Below are 25,528 nucleotides of genomic sequence, written 5' to 3' on the forward strand. Positions count from 1 at the left end.
CGAAGTCTGTCGGGCGCTCGTCGGAGATGTTGTAGAGCCTAAAAGGCGCGGCCGAGAACGCGCGCGGTGGCGGATCCCGCATGTACCCGCGAATCCGTCCTCTCACCTCGGCGGTGAAGTTGAATGAGATAGTTTCCCGATCCGTCCTTCGACGTCAGCTTCTCGACAGCTAATCCCGTTAGCGTAAGCAACGTGGATCGCTCGGTAGGTGATGCCACCTTTCTGATGGAACTAAAATGAGAGGCACCAGATGGCAGGCGCAATCGAAAGCGTGGTTCGTACCACTTCTGATAGTGGCAGCTCGCAGTCTGCAGCTGATCGTCAAAACTTAGAATCGGCTTTTGGTTCGGTTCTTAACATGGTCGCGATTCAGTGTGTGGAGCGAAACATGGCAAATCTTCACGAAGCCGTATCTGAAACAGATGAGGATTCCTGACGTCGAAATCTCCGACGTCAGGGGTGTGTCGCCATTCGTGGCGGCAGGTTCAAAACAGAAGGTGAGCGATATGACGAAAATAACTAGTGCCAGCTCTTCTCATGCTGACCATGACAACCATGACAGCAAGGTTGATAACAAGACTGCTACCAAGCCCGGAGATTCCGGTGGCGGGGCCCCAGCGCCTGGCGCTGCGCCTGGGGCTGGGGCTGCCGCATCTGGGCCTGGGGCTGTGCTCGATCAGGTTGGTGGGGCGGCGACCTTCGAGGCGCTGATCGCACAGTTGAAGGCTGTTAATCAGCAAGCCATGGTGCAGGACATGCGGTTGCGTGCGCTGTCGACCGAGCTATCGAGTGAGAGGAAGGCGGCGAGCGAGCGGGCTAGCGGCTGACCCTGGAAGGCGGGGCGAGTCTTCGCTCCGCTTTTTCCGTCGTGGCGGCGATGTGAGGCGCGCAGCCTGGCAATGCGCCGTGCCGCAATCGCCTGTCGTGCTCCTTGGTTCGGAGGATTGTCCGTGGATGAGGCTGCTGCCTCCTTGCATTTCGAGGTGCTATCTGGGCTTTATGCCGGTCTAAGCGGAAAGGCGGCTGCCGGAGCGAGCCTTATCGGTAGTGGCCTTGACGCAGATATGGTCTTCGTCGAGCAAGGGCTTGAGCCGCATCACCTTCGTATCGCGCTTGTTGGGAATTCAATCGAGATTGAGGCTCTTGCAGCCGTAAGCGCCCCAGAGGGCGAAGAGGATATCGCCGCAGGTGGACGCGTTGTTCTTTCTCTTCCCGGCGTCGTTCGCGCAGGCGCGATGTCAATTCGCTGGTCGATCCAGAACGCAGTTGAGGTTCGCTCGACCAGCCTATCGCGCGCTTCGATCTCAGCGCTCGCCATCGTGCTGCTCGCCTTTCTTGGTCTAGGCGCTCTCTCGACCGTTTTCTTCAAGGCCAGCGGAAGTGCACCGAGCGCCATTGCGCCGCCTGCCGCCGAGCTTGTGCCCAAGCTGGGCATGAACAGACCTGATGATCGGCGAGCTCAGGCCGCAGCCGAAGTGCTGAAACAGGAAGTTGATAAGGCCGGCCTGCTCGATATCAGGGTCGGTTCTGGGCCGGGTTTTGTGAGCGCTGAGGGAACAGTAACGCCCGCAGCGGTTACGAAATGGCAGGAGCTCCAGCAATGGTTTGATGGTCGTACAAACGGTGCGGTGGCACTGGTGAACGGAGTCGTGGTCAAGGAGGACAAGCAGCCATCCGCAATCGCTGTCGAAGCTGTTTGGCACGGAACCGAGCCCTATCTCCTTATCGGTGGACAGAAGTATTTCGTCGGCGCTCTGTTGGCCGACGGATGGGCGGTCAATCGAATCGAGGAGGGGCGTGTGCTGCTAAGCCGCAATGGCCGTTTTGCTGCCATCCCCTATTAGACTTTCCGGACTCGAAGGAAGGATAAGGAGAGCGTCATGTCAAAGCTGTCCCACTACGATGTCGGGCCTGGCAGTGTTTCGCAGCGGCCAAACGAGGACCATCATGCGCCGGTCATCGGGCCGACCATTTTCCAACCCAACAAGATTGACATCGACAGTGCTTGCACTGGTGGTGAGAAGGAGCCGGCGTCGATCTGGCGCGAGCTGAACGCATCGTATAAACCGCCGGATGTAGCAATAAAAGCCATAGGGGAGGCCAAAGATATTGATGCAGTCGGGCGCGTCAGTCTCAACGAGATACGCACTCGCAATTACGAGATCGAGCCGCCCGCGGTGGCGGCGTCGCTCTATGGGCGCGGTATCGCGCATGATCTGCTCTCCTTCGTCACGCCAAGGCTGCGTCATCCGGACATGCTGCGGGCAGAGCGGTATGGCATTCTTTTGGAACGTCTCGCCCATAAGCTGGCGGCCGCGCCTGCGGATTCGATGGCGCACGAAGGTGTCGTCGTCCTGCAGCAGGGACTGCTGTGGTTGGCGCTGCTTCGGCAAAACCGGAACAGCTTGATCGAAGTCTAATAATGTCCAACTCCGATGGAGCTCAACGGACGACAGATGTTTCCAAATCCGATAACGTCTCGCTGAGTGCCGGACAGGAACGCGATTTGCTTTGTGCCCTTTCCTATCTGTATCTTGCATGTGGGCAGAGCGCAGAATGCCTGGCTCTCTTGCGGCTCATCGTCCGCGACGACTCTCAAGATGTCGATCTGCTGCGGATTCTCGCCTACGCCCTCATCTCGGAAGGCCTCGGCGATGAAGCGCTGCCGATCCTGGATAGGCTGGACGCACTTGATGATGAATCGTCTTCGCGCGCCTCTTTGATGCTCTTGCGTAGCCATGCGCTGCGGCGGGCCGGCCTCATAGACGAGGCACGCGCGGTTTTCCAAAACTATGTTTCGTTGCGTGACAGCAACGGCCCTATCAACCAACGATCGGAAGGTCCCCATGGCCAGCGTCCTGCGTAACATCATTGCGGGCGCGTCGGCCAGCTCCGATTTGATGGTTGCGTTGGCACTGCTTCTGACGGTCAGCATGATGATCATGCCGATCCCGATAGTGGCGATCGATACGCTTATCGGCTTCAATCTGGGTTTCGCCATATTGCTGCTGATGGTTGCTCTCTATATCAGCACCCCGCTTGATTTCTCGTCCTTGCCGGGCGTCATCCTGATTTCCACGGTATTCCGCCTGGCGCTCACCATCTCGACGACGCGGCTGATCTTGGCTGAGGGGGATGCCGGCAGCATCATTCACACGTTCGGTGATTTCGTCATATCGGGAAACATCGTCGTCGGCATTGTCATATTTTTAGTCGTGACCATGGTGCAGTTCATCGTCGTCGCCAAGGGCGCTGAGCGCGTGGCGGAGGTGGCGGCGCGCTTCACGCTCGATGCTCTGCCAGGCAAGCAGATGGGGATCGATGCGGAGCTGCGCAACGGCCATATCGATCAGAACGAAGCCCGCAGCCGGCGCGCTACATTGGAGAAAGAAAGCCAGCTTTATGGGGCTATGGATGGCGCCATGAAGTTCGTAAAGGGCGATGCCATCGCAGGCTTGGTGGTCATCTGCATCAACATGCTGGGCGGGATCACCATCGGCCTGCTCTCCAAGGGCATGTCTTTCGAGGCGGCGCTGCATCAATATACCTTGCTGACGATAGGTGATGCGCTCATTTCACAGATTCCCTCGCTACTGCTCTCGATTACAGCCGGGACGATCATCACTCGTGTCAATGGGGTTGTAAGGCTCAATCTTGGTACCGACATCGTTAACCAGCTCACGGCCAATCCGCACGCATTGCGGCTATCTGCCTGCGTCCTGGTCGTCATGGGGGCCATTCCGGGTTTCCCGCTCCCGGTCTTTCTCCTCTTGGCCGCAGTCTTTGCGGCAGCGAGCTTTGCCGACGGTGTGATCCAAAGCGCCAAGAAAAGCGCCGATGTCTCTCGCCCGGCTCCCGAACAGTCTAACAAGCAAACCGTGCCTGCGGGGGCACTTCCCGTCGCGGTGTTCCTTGCGCCCAGTCTGACACGGCCGATCGACAAGGACGAATTGCAACAGCATATTGAGCGCGTTTCGGGTCTTGTCTCAGCTGATCTTGGCATCACGATTCCGCGCATCCCGGTTGAGGTTGACGAGCGCTTGCCGGAGTTGCAGTTCAGGGTGGATGTCGAGGGCGTGCCGGTCGATCAGGGTTTGATTGATCCAACGCAGCTTTTACTCCGCGACGATCCGGCCAATATTGAATTGAGCGGCATCCCGTTTCGGCGGGAGGCGGAGACGGATCAAATCTGGATTGAACAGAGCAACGCACCGGCTCTCAAAGCAGCCGGCATCGGGCATCATCGTCCCATTGAAATCCTGGCCTTGCGCGTCCATTCAGCGTTGACCCGCTATGCACAGTGCTTGGTGGGTATCCAGGAGACGCGCCAATTGCTGGCGCGGATGGAGACGGAATATTCGGATCTTGTGAAGGAGGTCTTACGTACGACGCCGATCCCCAAGGTCGCCGACGTCTTACGGCGCCTCCTGGAAGAGGGTATTCCGATCCGGAACACGCGGCTGGTCTTGGAGGCATTGGCCGAATGGAGCGGACGTGAACAAAACGTCGTCTTGCTCACGGAATATGTTCGCTCCGGCCTGAGACGGCAGATCTGCCACCGCTATGCCAACGCACACCGTGTCGTGCCGGTCTTTATCATCGAACGTCAAACCGAGGATATTGTTCGCAGCGCGGTGCGTGACACTCCCAAAGGGCCCTACCTGGTTTTGACGGACGGGCAAAGCGAGGCGCTGCTGTCAAAAATGCGTCAGATCCATTCGAACGCAGTCCGAGGTCAGATCCAGCCCGTTATCCTTGCTTCGATGGATATAAGGCGCTTTGTCCGCGGTTTTCTCACCCGCAATGGGATCGATCTTGCTGTTCTATCCTATCAAGACCTTGCCTCGGACTTCACAATTCAGCCGGTTGGATCCATCACACTCGCAGCTGCGAAGGACAAGGCTCCGTCGGAGGAACTTAGCAACATGCTCGTTGCGGACGATTCACAGGCGCAGCAGTCGATATAAGATGGACCGAATGAATTCACGTCGGAAAGCAGTTCGGTGGCGCTTGGGCTCATTGTGTCTGCTCTCGTTCTCAGCTCTCCTTTCCATTCTAGGGCTCGGCGGTTGCGCCAGCTGGGATAGACCAGCTCTTCAGGTGCAGGAGACGACGCCGCCAAAATTGCTTGGTGCAAAAGATATCGATCAAGCCATGCGAGAACGCATTGAGTGCGCGGTCGGCCAGAATCCAGACCAGGAGCTTTGCGCGACGCGCTGAAGCAGAAAAGCGTGGATTTGTTGGACTGCTGGAACATCTTTTCAAGTTAATCTAATTGTCGCGGTGTCGCGCTTCGGCGTTACCGTTAGGGTGATGGCGGCCGGACGACATCTCGCTTCAATGATAAGGAGCGCTTCAGACGATCAGACATCAACGGCCGCCCCCATCGCGGATCCAGCAACGCCATGAAATTGGAAGTTGACTATCCCTCAGTTTGCCCAAGAGCCTAATCTAAATCCTGCCGAGATATAGGGCGAACGGAAGAGCACCCGGCGAGCGTGTAGGTATTGGGCCGCGTGTCACTGCGAGGGCCCGCCATCGTGCCGGCAGGTCAAGCGGCGGCTGAAACAGGCCTTTTCTTCGATGTGATCGAAAATAATAGGCAGCATTGCCCGAAATACGATGCTGCTGTCTCGTTATCCGCTGGAACTGGACCCCCAGGTCGAACTTGACGCTACCGGCGAAATCGGGCGACGACGAAGGTTGACTTTCGATCAGCGCGGGGGCGTGTTTCCGTTCAAAGCCAATCGCGATGGCACGCGTAGTTGCTCTAAGTCGCTACGCCGCGAGCAAGGTATGGCAGCTGTCTAAACAGGACCGGCTCAGGTCTTTTCGGTAAGCGTGGCGGATTAATTGCAGACATCACTGTGGCGCAAGCGCTCGTCACGGTAGCTGATCAACGCGCCTTACCCGTTTCGATGACGCGGACGAGATGATGGAATGAGGACCGCCGACCGGTAGGGCGCCCGAGTTGTACGAAATCGCCGCCAGTTGCCCGCCAGCGTCTGCAATCTGACACGACACGCGATTACCAGTGCCGGCAGACACTGCACTTTTCGAACCGGCACGCCGTTTGCTTTGTTCGCGGCACCATCACCAAACCAACGCTCCAGCGGTGATGTTCGGGGGCGGGCGCCATGGCCATCGGCGTCCCGCCCCTGACTTAGCCGTCAGTCGCACCTCGAGCAAACTTTCGATGCCATTTCGGAGCAGTCCAGTTCCAACCTCCGAAAGAGCCGCGACTACCCGAGAGGAACCGATTTAGCACGTGACGGTGTCGATCTCGGTCTCGGTCATTGCCATTTTTCACCCGCCTTGCGCGATTCTGGCCGCGGATTTGCCAACGGAAGTAGGTCAGCAGCGCAACTGCAATTTCATGAGTCACAGACGTGAGGCTTTTTGTCGGGCCGACGACACGTGATCGAAAATCGCCGGGAACGCGCCTTCGGACTGCTGGCATCGAATTCTGCACATCACAAACTGTCAATCGACGTGCAAAACGTATAGCCCCCCCGTCTGGATCGTGCCTTCCAAACCGCGCTTCGTATACTGCAAAGCTCTCATGTACATTATTGTTCGTTCCTGCAGAGAAAGCGCTGCTGGGGCACGAGGGCACAACAACCCAATGATGTGCCAGGTGCCAGCGGGGGAGGCCGGGCGCTCTGAAACCCCGCCCATCTCCGCACCCGGCCTCCTCCTCAACCCAAGCCGGGAGCAAAGTAAATAAGGCAACCGATCGCACTCGGGAGCATCGATCTGTGAGGCAATACGCGGTCCACCTTTCTCCTTGCACGGGTCAGCTTCTCGAAAGCCAAGCTTCGTAGAATTCGAACCTGCCTTCAGATGAGGCCACCAAAGACTGAACTGCTCACCCATTCCAGGATACCCCGCTGGCAGAAAGAGGAAGAGAGCACTATGGATTTTAATCGGATAAACGGTGCCGGCTCGCCAGAGTCCCCAATGGGGTACGTTTACTCACAGGAGGAACATGATCTTTTTAGCCAGGCTGTGAATAATGTGAGGTCATCGTTGACCGCCCCCATGCCGGCACAAAATCTGATTTGGAGGTCGAGCGATCCATACGGGAACTTTTCACGCGATGGCAATACCTGGAACAACGACGTGTGGGGCAGTGGTGCAGGGCCTCAGACCATTTCGGTGCATGAAGCGAACCGATGGAGCGTGTGGTCGAACCAGCCTGAAACTGGTGGCATCAAGAGCTATCCGCACGAGGCTGTCCATATCGGAAAGCCGCTCAGTGCAATCAACACTTTGACCTCGACCTTCAATCAGCACGTTCCTAAAAGCGGGGCCTGGGACACTGCCTATGATATTTGGGACAGCTCAAACCAGCAAGAGATCATGATCTGGACAAACTACACCGGAAACTCGGACGGTAGCGGCAACGTTAAGCCCATTTCGTATAAATACGCCCCTTCCGGGGCGTCGATCCCGGTCTATCGCAATGTCGCTGTAGGAGGGACGACCTGGAACGTGTTTGAAGGGAATAATGGTCACAACGTTATCTCGCTCGTGCCTATTTCGAAGAGCAATAGCGGGACAGTGGATATCAAAGGCATCCTAGAGTGGATCAAGTCGAAGGGTTACTTCGGCGACATAAACGTCGGTAGCGTCCAATACGGCGTCGAGATCACCTCATCGCCAGGCGGAATGAACTTCAACTTCGACAATATGACCGTGACCTCGAAGTGAAGATTCGTGGGACGGGGTGATCTGTGCTCATTGTAAGCGACGCCGGCTAACGGTCTCAGCCTGCGGCTTACGACGTCTGAGACCGGCGTGTCATTCGGCCTGCAAATGATTGCCCCCTTAGCCAGAAGACCGGCGTCCCCCTCCGATGGGACGCCCCCATTTACACAAAGATCCACCAGGTCCTCACCAACCCGTTCTATGCCGGCGTTTATGTGTATGGCCGCACCCAGCAGAGCTATTCGATACGGGCGTCGAATCCGAAAACGCATCAAACAACGCGGCCGCGAGCCGTGACCGGTCTTTAAGGGGGCGGATTCAATCGGTCGTCGCAGCACTCTGAAGTGGGAGGTTGCGATAAGCATTCGAACGCGGCGATCGGCACGATCTGGACGAGCTCCATTGCCATCGCCAGGACAGGCCGCCTGTGGCGGGGCGTGATGAACAGAGCGGATTCTGGCGGGGGATTGCCGCGGTGACGGTGTCGATCTCGGTCTCGGCCATTGGCATGTTTTAACCCGCCTCGCGCTATTCTGGCCGCGGTTTTGCCAACGGAAGCAGGTCAGCAGCGCAACTGCAATCTGATGAACTACAGACGTGAGGCCTATTGTCGGGTCGACGACACGTGATCGAAAATCGCTGGGAACGCGCCTCGGGACTGCTCGAATTCTGCACGTCACAAACTGTCAATCGACGTTCAAAACTTATAAACCCCCGTCTGGATCGCGCCTTCTAGCCGCGCTTCGTATGCTGCAAAGTTCTCAATGTACGTTTCGCTCATGAACGCGCGTAGCCGCGCCGGCGGGTCTATACATGTTGACTCGCTCCAGGTTTGTCCCACAAGCCGGCGCCCAAGGGCTATGAGGCCATCCATGAACCACGTCTGGGCGGCAAGATGCGGGTTTTCTCGATGCAATTCGTGCGCCGGGAGCTCCTAATCCGTGTGGATGTGCTCGTCGGCAAGCGATTGCCATCTGCAAGCACAGGCCCGCTGCTCTGGCGCTGCTGCCGACAGGCGGGACCCAAGGATAGCGAATACTACCGGACTTAGTAGGCCTGTAATTTCTCGACTATCAGCTAAGTGAGTAGGGCTGGGAGACACGCCTCGTGCACGCAAAGAGCGGCCGGAAGGGGAGAAACTCGATGCAGTTTGATTTGACTGCGCTGCGCCGCGCCTGTCTTGTGCTGGCCCTGTTTGCCTGCGGCGTGATGGGGAGCGCTTGGGCAGACGATCGGCCGCAGCGTCCCGATGCCGCGACGCCTGCCGGCCAGAAAGGCGGTCCCGGCGCACCGTCCGGCCAAACGCCGTCTGTGGCCGAGCCGCATCGTCTGCCGCCGGACTCCACCACCAGGCAAACGCTCGAGCTGCCCGGGCGGACGCTCGCCTTCGCCGCGACCGCAGGCTCCATTCGCCTGTTCGACGACAAGGGCGAGCCGCAGGCCGAGATCGCGTATACCTCGTATCAGCTCGACGGCACCGACCGTGCCACGCGTCCGGTGACGTTCTTCTTCAACGGCGGGCCGGGCGCATCGTCGGCCTGGCTGCAACTCGGCAATGCCGGTCCGTGGCGGCTGCCGATCAACGCCGACGAGGTCACGCCATCGACTTCTTCTGAGGTGAAGCCAAACGCCGAGACCTGGCTCGATTTCACCGACCTTGTCTTCATCGATCCGGTCGGGACCGGCTATAGCCGTTTCGTTGCGACCGGTGAGGATGTCCGCAGGCGGTTCTTTTCCGTGGACGGCGATGTCAGCGCGCTCGCGCTGGTGATCCGCCGCTGGCTCGAGAAGCACGACCGCCTGCTATCGCCAAAATATGTCGCGGGCGAAAGCTATGGCGGCATTCGCGGGCCGAAGGTCGTAGCCCAGTTGCAGATGCAGCAGGGCGTCGGCGTCAAGGGCCTGATCATGATCTCGCCCTTGTTCGACTACCGCGAGTTCAACGGCACGAGCCTTCTGCAATATGTCGCAACGCTGCCGAGCTATGTTGCGACCGTGCGCGAAGCCAAGGGGCCGGTGAAGCGGGCCGATCTCGCCGATGTGGAAGCTTATGCACGCGGCGAGTTCCTGGCCGACCTCGTCAAAGGCGAGGCGGACAGGGAGGTGACTACGCGTCTGGCCGACAAGGTCGCCACACTGACCGGCATCGACCAGGCGGTGAGCCGCAGGCTCTCGGGCCGCTTCGACATCGGTGAATTCCGCCGTGAACTCGACCGCAAGAACGCCAAGGTGACCGGCGGCTACGATGCCTCTGTGCGCGGCTTCGATCCCTATCCGGATTCCGGCGCCTCCCGCTTCGGCGATCCCTCGGGCGACACGCTTCAGGCGCCGCTGACCAGTGCCGCCGTCGATCTCCTCACGCGCAAGCTGAACTGGCGGCCGGACGGCTCCTATGAGGTGCTGAACGGCGCGGTTTGGCGGGGGTGGGATTTTGGCGGCAGACCTCCCGAGTCGCTGTCGGAGCTGCGCCAGATCCTTGCGACGGACGCGAAGATGAACGTGCTGGTCGGGCACGGCCTGTTCGATCTTGCCACGCCTTATTTTGCCTCGAAGATGTTGCTCGACCAGTTGCCGGCCTTTGCCTCGGTGCCGCGGGTCAAGCTCGTGGTCTTTCCAGGCGGCCACATGTTCTACTCGCGCGAAGGCTCACGGCAGGCGTTTCGCGCAGAGGTCGAAGCGATGATCAGGCCGGCGGCGAACTAGGTCACAAGCAAGTTCGGGTTCGCGCGCGTATCGTAGATCAGCGGCTCTTAGTGCGAGACCGCAACTGAAATCCTAGCCCCATATGATTGCTTCCGAGAGTCCCGGCTACGACCGATCTTGCTCGCGGCCCGCAGGCTTGCGGAGAACTCCAAACTCCGCGCGCTCCGGGAACAGCCAGCTGCACCTCACCTTACGAATTCCTGCGGGCGGTCGGTCGTATTCCGGCCGGCGCCGTGATGCTGGAGGGCTCGACCTATGTCGCGAAATGCGCAATCGCCGCTTCAGCGAACAAGATGCGGTCACGGGCAAGCTTTCGAGAAGCTGACGAGGCCCACCTTCCCCGAAGGCGTAGGCGTGGCGTCGCTCGCGCCAAAGCGCCAGTGCACTGGAGCGGTCTCAGCGGTTCAGACAATTGCCGCATGCACTTGTCGCTTAACGACCTTTCTTTTCGACCGCACTCAATCCAAGCCGCCCAGATGCATATGTATATTCCAGGGCCGCCCGCCGTGCGTCTTCGATGAGATTGGCGGCGGCACTATGCCCCCCGTCGAGATTCTCATAGTAGAAATAGGGCTGGCCTAGCCCAGCGAGCCTTGCGGCTGCCTTGCGGCCAGGGGCCGGATGAACGCGGTCGTCCTTGGTGGAGGTGAGAATGAAGGGGGCCGGGTAGGTCTGGCCCGGCACCAACTTCTGATAGGGCGAGTAGGCCTGGATCCATTCGCGCTGCTCAGGCAAGGCGGGATCGCCATACTCGGCGGTCCAGGAGGCGCCGGCGGCCAGGTGAACCGAAGCATGTCGAACAGCGGCACCTGCACGATGGCGGCATTGAAGAGGTCAGGTCGTTGGGTGATTGCGGTCCCAACCAGAAGGCCTCCTTGGCTGCCGCCGACTACGCCCAGCCGGCGCGGAGACGTGATCTTCCGGCGGATCAGGTCCTCAGCAACGGCTATAAAATCATCCCATGTGCGCTGCTTCGTTGCCCTTTGGGCGGCCTCGTGCCATCGCGGCCCGAATTCGCAGCCGCCGCGCAGGTTCGCGACGACATATGCATAGCCCTGCTCGAGCCGGAGCCGTCCCGTAAGCCCCGCATAAGACGGCAGAAGCGGAATCTGAAATCCCCCATAGCCATAAAGAAGGGTTGGAGTCGATCCGTCACACCTTGCGCTCTTGGGTTGCACCAGAAAGTAGGGAATGCCGGTGCCGTCGTGCGACGTCGCCTCGAACTGCTCCACGACATGTCTAGACGCATTAAACCTGGAAGGTGTCGTTCTCAGTGTCTCGAGGCGTTCGGTTGCAGCGTCGAAGTACCAGAGCGACGTCGGCCGGAGAAAACTGGAGACGGTGAACATCACCTCGTCCGTTTCATTCGATGCAGCAGAAAGACCGACACTCGCATTCTCCGGAAGTGGGATCGGCGTGACTAGCCAGGTGCCCTGATCGTACTTGTAGACGAACGCCTGCTCTGAACATTATCGAGTCGTCAGGATCAATAGGTTCCTGGTTGCTCTGAACCCGCTGAGAGCCTGCCGAGGCCCGGACTGGAAGACGAGCGTGGGTCTGGCGCGCAGCGGATCCTGCTTCCATTCGGCCAGGTCATACGAGATGATCGAGCCGGCTGCGAACCGGGCGTCGCCGGACGGCGGCGTCCAGTCTTCGTTTAGCGTCACGAGCAGGCGGCCACTGGCAATGCCGCCAATGTTCGCCTTTCTCGGCAGATTGAGCTTGATCGGCCGCTCAGGCCCGAAAAGGACATACTCATTTTCGAACGAGCTGATGGCGCGCACAGCGCCGGTCGCATGGACGGTGCCGTCACTGTCGCGCAGCACCAATGGCGCGGTCCCGACATCGGTCAGCTCGCCGCGAAAGACCTCGCGCGCTTGAGCGAGCGGCTGAGCACGCTTGAGCTCCTTCACGACGAACGGGTAGCCGGCCTTCGTCATGGTCCCGTCGCCCCAATCTCGTGCAATCAGGATCGTATTGTTATCTACCCAGCTGACGTTCTGCTTTCCCTCCGGAAGATCAAAGCCGGTCATGGCGAAAGTCTTGGCGTCGAGGTCGAACTCGCGCACGAACACGGCGTCCTTGCCACCATCGGAAAGTCTGAGCAGGCACAGGCGCTCTTCCGGCGGCAGGCAGCTGCCGCCTTTGAAGACCCAGTTCTTCTTCTCCGCGACAGCCAGCGCGTCCATGTCGAGGATGGTGTCCCAGCGCGGGTCTTGGGCGCGATAGCTCTAAAACGTGGTACGCCGCCAGATGCCGCGCACGTGGTTCTCGTCCTGCCAGAAATTGTCGAGACCGCGCCGTGCGAAGGAAACGTACGGAATCCGGTCCTTGGCCTGGAGAATGTTGAGCGCCTCCTCGTAGAAGCGTTGATAGCGGAAATCTGATTGGAGCACACTGAGCGTCTTGTCGTTTTCAGCGCGAGCCCAAGCCAATGCGCGCGGCCCTTCGATCTCCTCGAGCCAAAGAAAAGGATCGTTCGCTTTCGTCGCAGCCGGCAGCGTCTGGGGCAGTACCACGCGCATCAAACAGATCATGGATAGCGACGCTGCGAGGAGGCGGAGCGATTTTTTCATGGGAAATGTCCTGAACAGGGGCGCTAGCCTCACTCGCGTGTGTTGCGAGGTGGCCGGAAGCCGACGGAAGATGTGCATTCGGTTTTTCGAAGAGCGGACATGCGGAGAGAACCGCGTCCGCCGGCGCCCCGAACGATGCAATCAACGTGCCGCTTGAAATTGGAGGTACTCACCGGTCGCTTCGCACTGCATGCCGGCGTCAAGTTCTGGACAATGGTTCCAAAGCTGACGCTGTTCGGACGAAGGAGCAGGGTCGAATGACGACGATTTCGCAAACACGAATCACCTGCTCCCTCTTCCGCACCCCGATGGATCTGCAGCGCGCACGATATCTGCCGAGCCGCGTTACCTTTATGGGCGCTCCGCCCCGCCGGCATGGGATGCGCTGCTGTCGTAGGTGTACTCATGACCGAGATGCATTTTGAGAACCTTGCGCGGCATACGAGGCGCGGTCGGGAAGGCGCGATGCAGACGGGCGCACTCGCGACCGCGCATTGTGTTACCTCGGCTCGATGCGTGCTCAGGACGCAGATTGAAACCTGCCTCGATCCCACCCGCCGGATGATTTCGAAGTGGCTTGAGCGAGGAGTTTGATCCCTTTTCGTGCTGCTGGCGGGCACCAATTCCTGTGTCCCTGACGCGTGGCGTGTCAATCAGCACTGGAACGGATCCTTACGGGATCCAAAAGCTCCATGCCCGACAAGCTACAGGAGGCGCTCGCAGAGCATGCCAAACTCAGGCAACCTGGCGTTCAAGATCGCGGTCAATATTGTTCCGCATCAAACGCGAATGCTGAATCTGGCGCACGCGAGCTCAATGCTCGGACTGATGGGCAAGAAAAAGGGCCGCTTGATTGACAAGCGGCCCAAGTCTAGGGAGGAAACGCCCAAGGAGGGCAGCGGCAGCGCGAGACGCTACCGCACTGCAATAATACGCGACCGCACTGCACAAGCAAGTCTTTTTCGCCAAGTCTCTTTCGCCAAGTCTGTGCGAGGCACCATCCACGCCGGTCGCCTCAATCACCTGCGCTCGATGACTAACGCCATGTCGGTAAACCGATCCGTTTAGCGTCTCGCCGGCAATTGTTTTGCAACTCTGAGCTCGCGTCCGAGCCGTTGAAATCCGAGCGACCCATAGAGGGCTTTCCTACCGGCACGCTTGTGATGGGGCCATGTGGTGCTCACTGTCGAGGACGTCGAAGCATTGCTGGCATCGCGACCTGCTGGGCGTCAAGGTGCGGGACGTCGGCTTGAGGCGTATGGACTGTACCTGTCCCACGTCAATGTTCGCAAATCATAGCTTTGCAATCGTCGGCTCGGGAAAGAAGGCCTTTCATCATTTCATGGTCGAGGGCGACGGTCTTGACGACGTCGGCTAAGGCTGCAGATTTCGCCAGATCGAGCAACGATGCATGACAACACTCTAAGGCACCAGCGCGATCCTCGCGCGAATGACGCCGCACCGAGGCTTGATCTCGAGCTGCGCAGTCCTGGCCATCGATTTTGGAGCGCTTGCGATTATTGATGGCTATGTTGACGTTCGTGTGAGCGCCGTCGCGAGCGTTGGGATCGTGTTCGCGGCACTCGCAGTCCAGCATATTACATTCACGAACTGGTTTTCTCGGGCTCGCCCGGCCGGGCAACGCGGGCACAGATGTCGCGTTCCTGACTTCGGTGATGTCGGCGTTCGCGTTGGTGGGCTTCGCAGCGAGTGGGTTTATCGCGGCGAGATTCGGCTACGGGGTCACGCTGATATTGCCGGGCCTCGGCTATGCTTTCTCGGCCTTGCTCGCTGCGGCATTGCTTCGCCAATATGACACCGCGGTGCCTGGCGAGGGACTGATGCTCGGGCGCACGCAGCAGAGTGGATTTGCGACCAGAAGCGTTTTGGATTCCCCAATCAGGCCGGTTCTGATCCAAGCTTCCTGCTGGCGAAGGAAGCCCGCAAAGCCGACATCACGTCTCTGCCGACCATCGCAGGTTCGATGCAGGTCCACTCCATTTGCGCGGCGCCGAGATCCGCGGCCACGACATCCTGAGAGCCTTCATGGCGGTCCAATCGGCAAAACAGCATGGACAGCCCCTTGCAACTGGATGGCCGCTTCACAGCTCAAGCCCGTGGTCCGCGAGCACCTGACGCGTCAGCGCGCCCTTGATCTCGCGAGCGATCTCGTCACGGACCTGGACTCCGAACTGCCGCTCGGCATCTCTGTTGCCGATCAGGTCATGATCGGCAAGCCGTTGCTGGAGGCGGCTGTCGAACTCTTCGCCCATCGCTTCGACGAGCCGATCCTGCATCTGTGCATGGGCTTCGGGGACGATCCGGCTCATCACCGTCTCCCAGGGCTGCCACCGGGTTGCCAGATAGTCGGCGAACCCCGTCGCCTCCTCCTCGCGCACCCGCGTCTCGGCCGTGCTGAGATCGTCGTCGGTAACCCATGAGACGCCGAAGAAGCGCATGTCCGGGGCGATGTGCCGTAGCTCAAGCTTCTCGCGCAGCTTGACCTGATAGGCGAGATAGACCTCGATCTCGTCGACAAAGCGGAGCGAGTTGACCTTCTCCCGGGCGATTCCCTCGAGCGCGCCCAGGCGGAACAGAATGCGGCCTTGTTCGACGAGATCACCGAGCCGATGGTCATAGGCGCCGCCCTCGACGTCAGCGCTCAGACGTGCGCTCTGCATGCCGTTCCAGGTCAAAGTGATGCGATCCTCGCAGCTCTCGCTCGCCCCGAAGGCCAGCTGAAAGTACTGCTGGCGCAATTGCGGCCTCATCGCCGCCTGCTGCAGATCTTCGATCACTGCCTGCCGGAACTGGGGATTGCCAGAATTCACGGTGTCCCGCAGCCTGTCGAGAAAGCGCGCGTATTCGGGAGCACCCGCCTCCTCGGCGAAGTTCTGCCAGGCGGCCAATGACTCGGGCGCCTCGTCGAGCCAGTCCGCCACCATTTCGGGCAGCGGCCGCGCCTGAGTTTCCGCGATTGCCTCGTCCATCGAAAAGAAGACCCGAGGACCGACATAGCCTGGCGCATTCATGGCTGCTGCCAGATTCGTCCGCACCCGCTCGGATAGCGGATTATTCTCCAGATAAGCCATACACCCAGAACCCAGCTGCGTTAGCAGGGACTCCGGCAGGCTGGCCAGCCGGTTGTCGCGCGCCTCGAGCACCTGGAACTCGGCCGGGAGGGTCTCGGGCAGACTGGTCAGCCGGTTGCCGCTGGCATGAAGCCTCTGGAGCTCAGGCGGGAGAGTATCGGGCAGGCTAGTCAGCTGGTTGTCGCGGACGAAAAGCAACTGGAGCTCGGAGGGGAGGCTCTCGGGCAGGCTGGTCAGCCGGTTGCCGTCGGCTTCGAGCTCCTGAAGTTCGACCGGGAGGGTATCGGGTAGGCTCATCAGCCGGTTGCCGCCGACGGCAAGTAACTGAAGTCCAGCCGGGAGGGTCTCAGGCAGGCTGGTCAGCCGATTGCCGCGGACATCGAGGTCCTGGAGCTCGGCCGGCAGGGTTTCTGGTAGGCTGGTCAGGTGGTTGCTGCCGACGGCGAGTGTCTGTAGGCCCTCCGGAAGTGTTACGGGCAGGCTGGTCAGCTGGTTGCCAGCGATGGCGAATGACTGAAGGGCCGCCGGCAGGATGTCAGGCAGACTGATCAGACGATTGTTGCCGACTTCGAGCGTGCGGAGTTCGGCCGGAAGGGTGTCGGGCAGGTGCATCAACTCGTTGTCGCTCACATTGAGCATCCGCAGATCGGAAGGGAAGGCGGCGGGCAAGGTCGTCAGGCGCAGGTATGACAGCTCCAGCCGTGCATAGACGTCGCCGGCCTCTCCCCAGGCTTTGATTCGTCTTACCGCTTCTTGCCGCTCCTCGTCTTCTGTCTGCCCCTCCTCGCCAGCCCAACTGTTCAGGATATCGTCAAGCTGCGATTGCCGGAGGATGGGGTTTTCAACGTTCTTCGGTTCGCCGGTAGGGCCGGCGGGAGAGGCCCGCCCGTCGCTCGAGGCTTCGTCCCACTGCGCCGCTGCCGGGGTGAGCCAGTGCCCCTCTGAAGTATTGCCATCGCCCGACCGAGGCTGTCGGTCGAGGCTCGATGCCTCGAGATTGTGGTTCCAAGGAGCTGTGGGGGTCGTTGGCCACTCATCATCGGCCTGCGCCCACGAACACTCCTCCTGATCGACACTATGCATCGGCAAGTGGACAGCTGAATCCGTGCCGTGCCAATAGTCCGTCAGACCGAAACTGCTGGCTGGCAACCGGCCACCGCGATTGGCGGCCGCAAAAACCACATGCTGATTGCCCCCCTGTTCAGAGGAGGCGGGCGGATTCGAGGGCAACCGCGAGGCGCCTTCCCCGACGTGGTCTAGCCAGTCCGCATCTCGGTTCGACACAACATAAGGATGCTCGCCGCGACGATTTGGATTGCGGGGCGGGCGCTCGCGCAGGTGCAACTCGTTCAGGTGCTGCTGAAACCCCGTTTGGTCCACGCGAGACTGTTGCAGCTCGTCGTGGTCCGTCCCGGCGAAATCCGGGGCCTCGAATGGGTTGACATTGTTGAGCGGATCCATCCCATTCTCCTTTGGCAGATCCGAACAGTTAACGCTGGACCCAGATCGACACCTTCTCGCTAAGAGGCTTAGCTTTCGAGAAGCTGACGAGGAATCCGAATGACAGCTACTGTCTTGCCGGGTCTCTGCCGGACCGTTACCGCTTAACTGCCCGCGCTGCAGCTCGACATACCTTTGCCGGACCGTGCCGGCATTTCGAGAAGCCGACTTCTATAGCCTCTCTCAAGAACGTCCGCGCTTGTGCGCGCCGGCAACGTTCATGTTGAAAAACCGCGATTTCGGTAACATCAGCCAACAGGACATCACCGGCTAAATCGAGCGCCACTCCCGCGAGGTGATGGTATGACGAGGTGCAGGTGCAAGTAAGCCTCTCGCGGCAGCGCCAGGGAATCAGAGATTGCGCAAAATTTTGCAATCTGTCACTCCAGTTCGATAGCCAGCACCGCGAACCCTGTCCTGCAACCCATGACACGCGAGCCGCGTGCATCGCCGTTGTCGAATGCCCGCCACCTAGAAGCCGATGCAGATGCTCACCTAGCGCGTCAGCTGGCGCGACTATCAATCTCAGCCCACCTGAGCAGCAGCCTGAACGCGCTGCCACGCAACTTCACCGACACGAGGAAAATTTCCATGTATGGCCGAATCCATGGCTCATCCAGCCAGTTCAGCAACGATAGCCACGCTGATGAGGCGGGATATTCGGCAGATAGCCACAGCTTCTTGCAAGCGCTTGAAAACATCCACTTGGAATCGAACTCACACGCTGGTTCGTCTTCGTCGCGGGCGTACTCCCTGGTCGACCGCCCCCCTGTCGTGGAGCTCTCAAAGCGCTCATTTGCTGAACAGGCAAAGGCTTACCATGGTGATGAGATCAAGCATATTGCCGCGAACCCACAAGAGTACTCGCCTCACATATCCGACAAGGCCAAGCGCACAAAAAAGGTCGCTAAGAAATACGGAACCACGCAATACGATACCGCGAACGCGCGCTATTTCAGCTATCAGCTCGGCAACAAGAGTGTCGGTCTTCTGAGAACGGAGGGCGGATTTGCGATGCGCGACGTGTTCGCAGGAGAACAGTGGCGGAAATCGTTCCCCGGACGAAACGAAGTCACGTCCACTGTTGATCTTCAGATTGTTCATCCGCTCGTCGATAACGCGGGCGATATCCTGCTGGAACATCAGCTTCGGCTCGACGGCGATAACGCGTTGCTCCATTCTCGTCCTGCCAATCGAGAAGCCAGAGCCCGCTCGCTGCAGTTGGGCTTTGTTGATGTGGACGACGATAACATGGTGCTTGATCCCACCCAGCATCCCGAAAAGTGGATCAAAAATCCGGACGATGAATGGCAGCGGGCGGACAAACCGGGCCTATACTTATCCAAAGCTGAGGACAGTGATAGCCAGAGTGAAACACCGCGCGTCCAGTCCGAGGATGAGTATGACTTTATGTAGGGACTAGGGATCGCTCTGGGATTCCTGGCAGACCAGTCGCGATGGAGAGGACCGAGCCGGCAAACTTGTCGGTTGCTCATTGAAGGCGGCTTGCTAAACGGTCGTTCGACGGTATCGGCACCATTCGGCGCTCGGTTGCCGTCGCCCGGTTTTGCCCACCGTGGCGGCGAGGCGTGAGCCTCTCTTTTCGGTAGAAGAGACAGATAGCTCTTCCGCTTGAGCAGAACGTGCAGGCCTCGCTAACCAAACTGGCGCCTGCGCGATCATCCTTATGTATTCGCACTGGCGACATCATTCGCCCGTTTCGTGTGGTGTCTGTCGGTCATGCGGCAATGGGCCTGCCTGTCGTTCGGTTCTCGTCATCGGGATCCCGCGAAATTCCCCTCCCGCTTGTCTCAAAATGGGAGGCTTGAGTGCGGTCGGCGCATAAAGATATTGGTCGAGTCCGCTATTTCCGGTGGCGTGTGACGATCCTCATCGAAAATAGCTGATTTGGCGATGTGAGAAATCTTAAGGTGCCAATCTCACTGCATCACCTCGTGGATTGTGAATGGTTGCCGCAAGGCCTGTCATCCAAAGGGCGCAACGGGTCGGCCGGCGCCGACGGCATGAGGTGACGAACGGCCAGGCGAACTTAAAAAGGCCGATCCTGACAACCTCTTGGCTTGGACCAAATCCCGGCGGAGAATCGCGCCGCCAGTGCAACGGCACTTCAGCCTGGGCGGATGGTTGCCGAACGGCGACCGGCCATCCCGATACTGGAAGACAAGGTGGCGCAGCGGCAATTCGCCTGTCTAGAGCCGATTTACGAGACGCGTTGCCATCCTTGTACGGTGTCTGACCGGGACGATCGGTCCAAGCTCCCTGCACAACCCAGCGTAACGGGCTCATTGAGGGGGCGGCTGCTGAACAGGAATTAGGCAACAAGCGCGCCTCAATATCATCTTTGGCCCGCCGTGTGCGCGGGCAAGGCGCCGTCCTGGCGCGGGGTATCTGAAGAAGAGGGGCTTTCAGTTCGCCCATCTCGAACAACCGTCGCTGAGGACCCGCGATATAGCATCAGCACAGAGTCCCGCGACGGCATCTGGGGGGAGCGTGGTCGCGCCTGCGCCTCCGCCACAAGACCATTGAGCGTCTGTTCCACGAGTGCGATGAAGCGTGGCGGACCGGAGGCAAGGACGAGGCCATTTCCCGGTGCCGGTCTCAAGATGTAACGCTCGTCAGAAATGTTGAGCGTATCCAGGGTCGCCTTGAGCGCGTCGAAGCTGATTGAAGTTAGAAGAAGCAGACGAGTTTGCGCTTCTTTTGCGGTAGACACGTAAAGCATGAGCCCATCGTAATACCATTGAAGATTGTAGAGCTGCGTCAGATGATCGAGGAACTCGCGCGGTGGCAGATCCGGCATGTGCCCGCGAATCCGTCCCTTCACCTCGGCGCTGACGGTGACTCTGATATTGAGGTTGTTGCCGAATTCCTGCAACGCGGCAGAAAGCTCCTGATCCAGAACCGTATAGCGATAAGCGGTCGAGGGTAGCGACAGGGATGCGCCGAGCGCCATCTGTATTCCGCTTGAAACGAAAACGCCGAAACAGAGGACTCCGTTCAAAACGTAACGGATAATGAATCGAATGAGCATTCACGGGTTCTCTTTGACCTAAACCAACAGGAGTAACGTTGCCTAAACGTGAACGCGAAACGTGATCTTTAGATGACCATGAACGGGCGAACTCGTCAGCTTTTCGTCAGCTGGCCTCTCTAGAACGTTGAACCGTTAATGGGCTTGAGCGGCTGGTCGCATCACATCTCGAAGAGAGCGAGGTCGAAGAAAGCGAGGTCTTTCCATGATGATGTTAGGCGCTGCGCCGATGTCTCACACTCTAACCGAAGGTCTGTCCAAGACCTGTTCGGCAACAGCGGTCGACCAACAGGCCCAGTTTCAACAGAGTCTTTTGCAAGCGGCTTCAGTTCAAGACACTGCGCCGCCAGTGGCAGGGCCTCCAGTGACAGAAGTGGCGCCAGTTCCGCCGACATCCGAGGTATCACGTACAACAACGCAGGCGAGCCCGCTCGGCGATCGCATCCTCCAGAATCTTTCGTCGATGTATCGGGTCAACGCAGTTCCAAAAGGTGCGGAGCCTGGGCCGGCGTCGGAGCCCCTTTTGCTGAAGCCGGGCGCGGCAGAAACACGTGAGCCGGTCGCCCCTCATGGCCCAGGTGATTTCGAAGCGATGATGGCGAATCTGAAGGATGTTTCTGACGGCGTCATTCAGGTTACGCTCATTTCAAATGGTATCGGCAGCCTCGGTTCATCTCTGAACAAGCTGATGTCGGCCGGCTGAGTGGGGCGAATGATTGGTTCAATCTGTTGTCGCCAAAGCGGCCAGGCTCGTCCATCCAACAAGCGATTTCGCGTTGTGGCCCTGCTGCCGCTGCTGCTTCTCCTTGTCGGTTGCAAAGCCGATCTCTACACCAAAGTGCAAGAGCGTGAGGCGAACGAGATGCTTGCGGTCCTCCTCAAGAACGGGATCGATGCGGTCCGCGTTGCTGCTAAGGACGGGACCAGCACGATCCAGGTCGAGCAGAATCAGATTGCCTCCTCAATCGACCTGCTGAATGGAGAAGGGTTGCCGCGCCATGCTTTCAAGAGTCTCGGCGAAGTGTTCAATGCGGGGGGGCTGATTGCCTCGCCGACCGAGGAACGAGCCCGTTACGTCTATGCGCTGAGCGAGGAATTGTCGCGCACGATCAGCGATATCGATGGTGTCCTCTCTGCACGCGTCCATGTTGTTCTGCCGAAGAATGAGCTGTTACGACGTGACACCACGCCATCCTCAGCGTCGGTTTTCATCCGGCATGACTCGAGGGCAAATCTCTCAATTCTGCTGCCGCAGATCAAGATGCTCGTCGCCAACAGCATCGAGGGCTTATCCTATGACAAGGTGGCTGTGGTTTTCGTGTCGGTCGAACGGCCTGCACTGGAACCGCGGCCGGCGCCTGCAGCCGGTTTCGCCCAAGCATCAGGATTGATTTCAACGCCGTTGCTTGCGGTCGGCATGGGTCTCGGCGGCTCTGTATTCGGCGTACTATCCTACGTCTTGCTGAGCGCTCGTATGCGTCAGCGCAGGCAATCAGCTCACAAAGTGGGCACGGGTGGAGGACGTTCGGGTGTGTCCGCCATCGAGGCCGTGCGCAAAGCGATCAACGTTAATGCGGCGTAGTGTGGGTTCCGATATGGTGAGACCGAAGCCATCCGCCGAGCGGCATCGTCCGCTCAAATTGCCCTCTGTAGGTGTTCGTGAGCTTGCCGCCTCGATTCATCCGACCCGCCTTGCCGCACGTCTTGACACGAACCTCTCGGCTGCGACGTTGCTACGGCTGCAGAAGAGTCCCAGGCTGCAGCTAAGATTGCCGGGGTTGCTGCTCGGCAATGACATGGACTTGAACGGAAGTGACTTCGGGCCAGACCCTCTCTTCGGACGTGATCCGAGCAGGGCTGCTCGGCTCGCTGGCGGTATCTGGCATGCCCGTTCGCTGACAAGGCTGATTTCAAAGCACGATGTCACTATTCTGATCGGGCGCATCGGCACCGAGGTGCAGGCTTTCGGAATCCGACATGCAGCGCATGCGGTTTCGACCGGAGTTATTGCCGATCCGGAGCAACTTGCGCAAGAGATTGAGGACGATGGACATGCCTGTCTCGGCGCTTGGCTCGATGAAGTTTCCGCGCTTGATCGACGCCGCGTGCTTCTACGCCTAGCTATCGGAACGGCTGCGGATAATCCTGCCACTGAACACCGCGATGGTGCAGGCCGATTGTTTTCCCTGGTGTTGGCCCAATTGGCGACGGAGGCCCCAGCGGGATGATGGCCGACGACTCCGCGCCGCCCAACACTCCGCACATCCGCCCGCTTGGGCCACTGGTGGCGGCAAGCGATCTTAAGATCTGGCAGAACGCCGTCGAGGCGTGTGCCGCAGCAGAGCGGCATCTAGCGCGGGTTCGCACCTGGGCGCGCAGAGCTTATCAGAAGGAGCGAGCGCGCGGTCATGCCGAGGGGGTGAAGGCCGGCACCGAGGAAATGGCACAACTGATCGCTCAGGCTGCCTCGGAACTGGCACGACGAAAAGCCGTTCTGGAGGAGGAGTTGTCGGCGCTTGTGATGGACATCGTAACCGACCTATTGGGCGCGTTCGACCCCGGCGAGATGCTGGTGAGGACGGTTCGTCACACGATGCTGCAAAAATATGGTGGGGCGGAACTTTCTCTTCATGTGTCCCCCATGGATGCAGATGCGCTTACGCGCGAATTTGCTACCTGCGACGGCCGGGAAGGTCGGCCGGCGGTCCGAATCATTCCGGATCCGGCGCTGCTTCCGCACGAATGCGTGCTGTGGAGCGAATTTGGCAATATCAATCTCGGACTTGACGCGCAGCTTCGCGCCCTGCGCTCGGGTTTTGGGTTAGATCATGAGGCAGGCGAACAGTGACGGCGCCGGGACCAAACTATGCCGGCCCTGATGGAGAGGAGACCCTGCACGCGGCGCTGGCGCGTCTTCGATCTAGAGCAGGGCATGTGGACACGCGTGCCGTACGCGGACGGATCACGCGGGCGATCGGCACGCTCATCCATGCGGTCTTGCCGGATGCTCGTATTGGAGAGCTGTGTGTCCTTCAGGATCCCCGCACCGGATCCTCGCTTCAGGCCGAGGTGATCGGTCTGTTGCACGATGGCGTGTTGCTGACGCCCATTGGTGACCTGCAAGGCATGTCCAGCCGCGCAGAAGTCGTTGCCACCGGACGGATGCACGAAGTGCCTGTCGGCCCCGATTTTCTTGGCCGGGTGATCGACAGCTTCGGCCGTCCGCTCGATGGCAAGGGCGCAGTCAAGGCCACGGAAACTCGCCCCCTGCGCGGCAAAGCGCCAAACCCGATGACGAGACGTATCATCGAGCGCCCCCTGCCACTCGGCGTTCGCGCCATGGATGGTCTTCTGACATGCGGCGAGGGCCAGCGGATCGGCATTTATGGAGAGCCTGGTGGCGGCAAGTCGACGTTATTGTCGCAGATCGTAAAAGGCGCGGCCGCTGACGCCACCGTGGTTGCGCTGATAGGCGAGCGTGGACGCGAAGTGCGTGAATTCATCGAGCGGCATCTTGGGGAGGCGGCGCTTCGCCGCACGGTCGTCGTCGTTGAGACCTCCGATCGCTCAGCGATGGAGCGGGCGCAATGTGCTTATACGGCAACCGCGCTCGCCGAATATTTTCGCGAACAAGGCCTGCGCGTCGTTCTGATGATGGATTCATTGACGCGATTTAGCCGCGCCATGCGCGAAATCGGTCTGGCTGCCGGTGAGCCACCGACCCGCCGGGGCTTTCCTCCCTCTGTCTTTGCCATGCTGCCAGGTTTGCTGGAACGCGCTGGCATGGGGGAGCACGGCTCGATTACGGCCTTCTATACCGTGCTTGTAGAAGGTGACGGCGCGGGCGATCCAATCGCCGAGGAAACGCGCGGTATTCTCGATGGTCATATCGTTCTCTCACGATCTCTTGCGGCACGGGGGCATTTCCCCGCCATCGATGTGCTGTCGAGCCGTAGCCGCATCATGGATGCCGTCGTATCTGCGCCGCATCGCCAGGCAGCATCCTTGTTCCGCGATCTGCTCTCCCGCCATGCAGAGGCGGAATTCTTGATCAAGGTTGGCGAATACAAGCAAGGCAGCGATTTGCTGACGGACCGAGCTATCGCCTCGATCGACGATCTGCGCGAGCTTTTGCGCCAGGGTGAAGACGATGTGTCTACTTTTGAGGAAACCGTTACATGGATGTGCCGTCTGACCGCATGAGTTGCATTCACGCTTCGAGATTGCGGCACGTGAAGGACATGCGTGAGCGTAGTGCTCGTAGTGAGTTGTCCAATATGGAAGCCAAACGTCATATCGCGACCTTAGCCGCGGAGCACGCATGGCAGGAACTTGCAATTGCAGAACAGCACCACGCACAGGCGGAGGCCGAGGTTTACCAGCAGTTGACATCGCTCGGTACCTTGTCCGTCGTCGAACTGGATCGTTGCGAGCTCACCCTTGAGAGGCTCGCAATTGAGATCACGTCGAAACGCCAGGCGCTTGAAGACGCGCGTATCGCTCAAAAGCAGGCCGAGACAGCGGCATCGGAGAAGCGGGCGCACTGGGCCAAACGCTCCGCCGCGACTCATAAATGGCGACAAATCGAGACCGACGTTTGGCGTGCGGCCGATACCCATTCGGAAGCGACAGCTGAGCTAGAGGCCGATGATGAAGTCTTGCTTCGCTATGGGAGCGGCTTGCTCACGGCGGTGGCGGAAAGTTCAATTTGATGACAACAGCTAGTCCTGTTGGGCTGCAAAGGTGCTGTCCTGTAGACCCAGCTCCTGCAAGTCGTGCGGACGAGTACGCCAAGTACGAGCCGTCCCAGATTCTGACCCATACTCTCGTCTCGTGGCTCAATACAATCGCGGTGCTCCGCACGTCTTTGCGAAGTAACCTTGGCGATAAGCCGC

Annotated in this window: 21 protein-coding genes and 2 pseudogenes; 17 read left to right on the forward strand and 6 right to left on the reverse strand. The window is 59.4% G+C overall.

What is annotated here, in order from left to right; translation table 11 throughout:
* Positions 1-250 precede the first annotated feature (250 nt).
* The 9 genes from NLM33_RS36510 to NLM33_RS36545 all read left to right on the forward strand — a co-directional run bounded on the left by NLM33_RS36510 (position 251) and on the right by NLM33_RS36545 (position 10,413).
* On the forward strand, positions 251-436 hold the full coding sequence (locus NLM33_RS36510; RefSeq protein WP_254103291.1) for a hypothetical protein: 186 nt from the start codon (positions 251-253) through the stop codon (positions 434-436).
* A 232-nt stretch (positions 437-668) separates the two neighbouring features.
* Positions 669-827: a hypothetical protein gene (locus NLM33_RS36515; protein ID WP_254103292.1), complete on the forward strand. Its 159-nt coding sequence runs from the start codon at positions 669-671 to the stop codon at positions 825-827.
* A 123-nt stretch (positions 828-950) separates the two neighbouring features.
* Complete coding sequence (locus NLM33_RS36520) at positions 951-1,844, forward strand: hypothetical protein (protein WP_254103293.1); 894 nt, start codon at positions 951-953, stop codon at positions 1,842-1,844.
* A gap of 36 nt (positions 1,845-1,880) precedes the next feature.
* On the forward strand, positions 1,881-2,420 hold the full coding sequence (locus NLM33_RS36525) for a hypothetical protein (RefSeq protein ID WP_254103294.1): 540 nt from the start codon (positions 1,881-1,883) through the stop codon (positions 2,418-2,420).
* A gap of 2 nt (positions 2,421-2,422) precedes the next feature.
* Positions 2,423-2,866 carry a M48 family metallopeptidase gene (locus NLM33_RS36530; protein WP_254103295.1) on the forward strand — a complete coding sequence of 148 codons (444 nt, stop codon included), beginning with the start codon at positions 2,423-2,425 and terminating at the stop codon, positions 2,864-2,866.
* Positions 2,847-4,967, forward strand: a complete 2,121-nt coding sequence (sctV, locus tag NLM33_RS36535; RefSeq protein ID WP_254103296.1) for a type III secretion system export apparatus subunit SctV — start codon at positions 2,847-2,849, stop codon at positions 4,965-4,967. The genes NLM33_RS36530 and sctV overlap by 20 nt, the downstream gene beginning before the upstream one ends.
* A gap of 1,993 nt (positions 4,968-6,960) precedes the next feature.
* The gene (locus NLM33_RS36540; protein WP_254103297.1) at positions 6,961-7,713 is read left to right on the forward strand and encodes a glycosyl hydrolase; all 753 of its coding nucleotides are present in this window, start codon (positions 6,961-6,963) and stop codon (positions 7,711-7,713) included.
* 170 nt (positions 7,714-7,883) lie between these two features.
* Complete coding sequence (locus tag NLM33_RS49860) at positions 7,884-8,018, forward strand: recombinase family protein (protein ID WP_371930158.1); 135 nt, start codon at positions 7,884-7,886, stop codon at positions 8,016-8,018.
* 835 nt (positions 8,019-8,853) lie between these two features.
* Positions 8,854-10,413 (forward strand): S10 family peptidase, encoded by a 1,560-nt coding sequence (locus NLM33_RS36545; RefSeq protein WP_254103298.1) that lies wholly within the window; start codon positions 8,854-8,856, stop codon positions 10,411-10,413.
* Between the two features lie 432 nt (positions 10,414-10,845).
* On the opposite strand, the gene NLM33_RS36550 is transcribed toward NLM33_RS36545, so the two are convergent.
* The 3 genes and pseudogenes from NLM33_RS36550 to NLM33_RS36560 form a co-directional block, all read right to left on the reverse strand.
* Entirely contained in the window at positions 10,846-11,148 is a 303-nt protein-coding gene (locus NLM33_RS36550) for a prolyl oligopeptidase family serine peptidase (RefSeq protein ID WP_254103299.1), read from the reverse strand.
* 104 nt (positions 11,149-11,252) lie between these two features.
* Positions 11,253-11,825, reverse strand: a pseudogene (locus NLM33_RS36555) (prolyl oligopeptidase family serine peptidase); the annotation flags it as partial.
* 57 nt (positions 11,826-11,882) lie between these two features.
* Positions 11,883-13,067, reverse strand: a pseudogene (locus tag NLM33_RS36560) (hypothetical protein).
* A gap of 648 nt (positions 13,068-13,715) precedes the next feature.
* Here NLM33_RS36560 and NLM33_RS36565 point away from each other — a divergent pair.
* A complete protein-coding gene (locus NLM33_RS36565) occupies positions 13,716-14,057 on the forward strand; it encodes a hypothetical protein (RefSeq protein WP_254103300.1) in 342 nt (113 codons plus the stop codon).
* 211 nt (positions 14,058-14,268) lie between these two features.
* On the opposite strand, the gene NLM33_RS36570 is transcribed toward NLM33_RS36565, so the two are convergent.
* Positions 14,269-14,586 carry a hypothetical protein gene (locus NLM33_RS36570; protein WP_254103301.1) on the reverse strand — a complete coding sequence of 106 codons (318 nt, stop codon included), beginning with the start codon at positions 14,584-14,586 and terminating at the stop codon, positions 14,269-14,271.
* A gap of 505 nt (positions 14,587-15,091) precedes the next feature.
* The gene (locus NLM33_RS36575) at positions 15,092-17,542 is read right to left on the reverse strand and encodes an NEL-type E3 ubiquitin ligase domain-containing protein (RefSeq protein WP_254103302.1); all 2,451 of its coding nucleotides are present in this window, start codon (positions 17,540-17,542) and stop codon (positions 15,092-15,094) included.
* A gap of 465 nt (positions 17,543-18,007) precedes the next feature.
* Between NLM33_RS36575 and NLM33_RS36580 the strand changes: the two genes are divergently transcribed.
* Positions 18,008-18,997 (forward strand): Effector protein NopP, encoded by a 990-nt coding sequence (locus NLM33_RS36580; RefSeq protein WP_254103303.1) that lies wholly within the window; start codon positions 18,008-18,010, stop codon positions 18,995-18,997.
* Positions 18,998-19,937: 940 nt separating this feature from the next.
* On the opposite strand, the gene NLM33_RS36585 is transcribed toward NLM33_RS36580, so the two are convergent.
* Positions 19,938-20,633, reverse strand: coding sequence for a secretin N-terminal domain-containing protein (locus tag NLM33_RS36585; protein WP_254103304.1), 696 nt, complete (start codon positions 20,631-20,633; stop codon positions 19,938-19,940).
* A gap of 205 nt (positions 20,634-20,838) precedes the next feature.
* Here NLM33_RS36585 and NLM33_RS36590 point away from each other — a divergent pair, with 205 nt between their 5' ends.
* Genes NLM33_RS36590 through NLM33_RS36615 form a run of 6 tightly spaced genes read left to right on the forward strand, consistent with a single transcriptional unit; the run spans position 20,839 to position 25,345 of the window.
* The gene (locus NLM33_RS36590) at positions 20,839-21,336 is read left to right on the forward strand and encodes a nodulation protein NolB (RefSeq protein ID WP_254103305.1); all 498 of its coding nucleotides are present in this window, start codon (positions 20,839-20,841) and stop codon (positions 21,334-21,336) included.
* Positions 21,337-21,345: 9 nt separating this feature from the next.
* The gene (gene sctJ, locus NLM33_RS36595) at positions 21,346-22,215 is read left to right on the forward strand and encodes a type III secretion system inner membrane ring lipoprotein SctJ (protein ID WP_254103306.1); all 870 of its coding nucleotides are present in this window, start codon (positions 21,346-21,348) and stop codon (positions 22,213-22,215) included.
* 13 nt (positions 22,216-22,228) lie between these two features.
* Complete coding sequence (locus tag NLM33_RS36600) at positions 22,229-22,861, forward strand: nodulation protein NolU (RefSeq protein WP_254103307.1); 633 nt, start codon at positions 22,229-22,231, stop codon at positions 22,859-22,861.
* On the forward strand, positions 22,858-23,481 hold the full coding sequence (gene sctL, locus NLM33_RS36605) for a type III secretion system stator protein SctL (RefSeq protein ID WP_254103308.1): 624 nt from the start codon (positions 22,858-22,860) through the stop codon (positions 23,479-23,481). The genes NLM33_RS36600 and sctL overlap by 4 nt, the downstream gene beginning before the upstream one ends.
* 44 nt (positions 23,482-23,525) lie before the next feature.
* Entirely contained in the window at positions 23,526-24,836 is a 1,311-nt protein-coding gene (gene sctN / locus NLM33_RS36610; protein ID WP_254106081.1) for a type III secretion system ATPase SctN, read from the forward strand.
* On the forward strand, positions 24,812-25,345 hold the full coding sequence (locus tag NLM33_RS36615) for a hypothetical protein (protein WP_254103309.1): 534 nt from the start codon (positions 24,812-24,814) through the stop codon (positions 25,343-25,345). Before sctN ends, NLM33_RS36615 begins: the two co-directional genes overlap by 25 nt.
* The last annotated feature ends 183 nt before the right edge of the window (positions 25,346-25,528 follow it).

Source organism: Bradyrhizobium sp. CCGUVB1N3, from assembly GCF_024199925.1.
Lineage (GTDB): Bacteria > Pseudomonadota > Alphaproteobacteria > Rhizobiales > Xanthobacteraceae > Bradyrhizobium.

Bases quoted from the DNA above. Each gene is read 5' to 3' on its own strand.
- NLM33_RS36510 (WP_254103291.1), top strand. From the start codon at position 251: ATGGCAGGCGCAATCGAAAGCGTGGTTCGTACCACTTCTGATAGTGGC.
- NLM33_RS36525 (WP_254103294.1), top strand. From the start codon at position 1,881: ATGTCAAAGCTGTCCCACTACGATGTCGGGCCTGGCAGTGTTTCGCAG.
- NLM33_RS36530 (WP_254103295.1), top strand. From the start codon at position 2,423: ATGTCCAACTCCGATGGAGCTCAACGGACGACAGATGTTTCCAAATCC.
- sctV (WP_254103296.1), top strand. From the start codon at position 2,847: ATGGCCAGCGTCCTGCGTAACATCATTGCGGGCGCGTCGGCCAGCTCC.
- NLM33_RS36540 (WP_254103297.1), top strand. From the start codon at position 6,961: ATGGGGTACGTTTACTCACAGGAGGAACATGATCTTTTTAGCCAGGCT.
- NLM33_RS36545 (WP_254103298.1), top strand. From the start codon at position 8,854: ATGCAGTTTGATTTGACTGCGCTGCGCCGCGCCTGTCTTGTGCTGGCC.
- NLM33_RS36565 (WP_254103300.1), top strand. From the start codon at position 13,716: ATGCCAAACTCAGGCAACCTGGCGTTCAAGATCGCGGTCAATATTGTT.
- NLM33_RS36570 (WP_254103301.1), bottom strand. From the start codon at position 14,586: ATGCTGGACTGCGAGTGCCGCGAACACGATCCCAACGCTCGCGACGGC.
- NLM33_RS36575 (WP_254103302.1), bottom strand. From the start codon at position 17,542: ATGGATCCGCTCAACAATGTCAACCCATTCGAGGCCCCGGATTTCGCC.
- NLM33_RS36580 (WP_254103303.1), top strand. From the start codon at position 18,008: ATGACACGCGAGCCGCGTGCATCGCCGTTGTCGAATGCCCGCCACCTA.
- NLM33_RS36585 (WP_254103304.1), bottom strand. From the start codon at position 20,633: ATGCTCATTCGATTCATTATCCGTTACGTTTTGAACGGAGTCCTCTGT.
- NLM33_RS36590 (WP_254103305.1), top strand. From the start codon at position 20,839: ATGATGATGTTAGGCGCTGCGCCGATGTCTCACACTCTAACCGAAGGT.
- sctJ (WP_254103306.1), top strand. From the start codon at position 21,346: ATGATTGGTTCAATCTGTTGTCGCCAAAGCGGCCAGGCTCGTCCATCC.
- NLM33_RS36600 (WP_254103307.1), top strand. From the start codon at position 22,229: ATGGTGAGACCGAAGCCATCCGCCGAGCGGCATCGTCCGCTCAAATTG.
- sctL (WP_254103308.1), top strand. From the start codon at position 22,858: ATGATGGCCGACGACTCCGCGCCGCCCAACACTCCGCACATCCGCCCG.
- NLM33_RS36615 (WP_254103309.1), top strand. From the start codon at position 24,812: ATGGATGTGCCGTCTGACCGCATGAGTTGCATTCACGCTTCGAGATTG.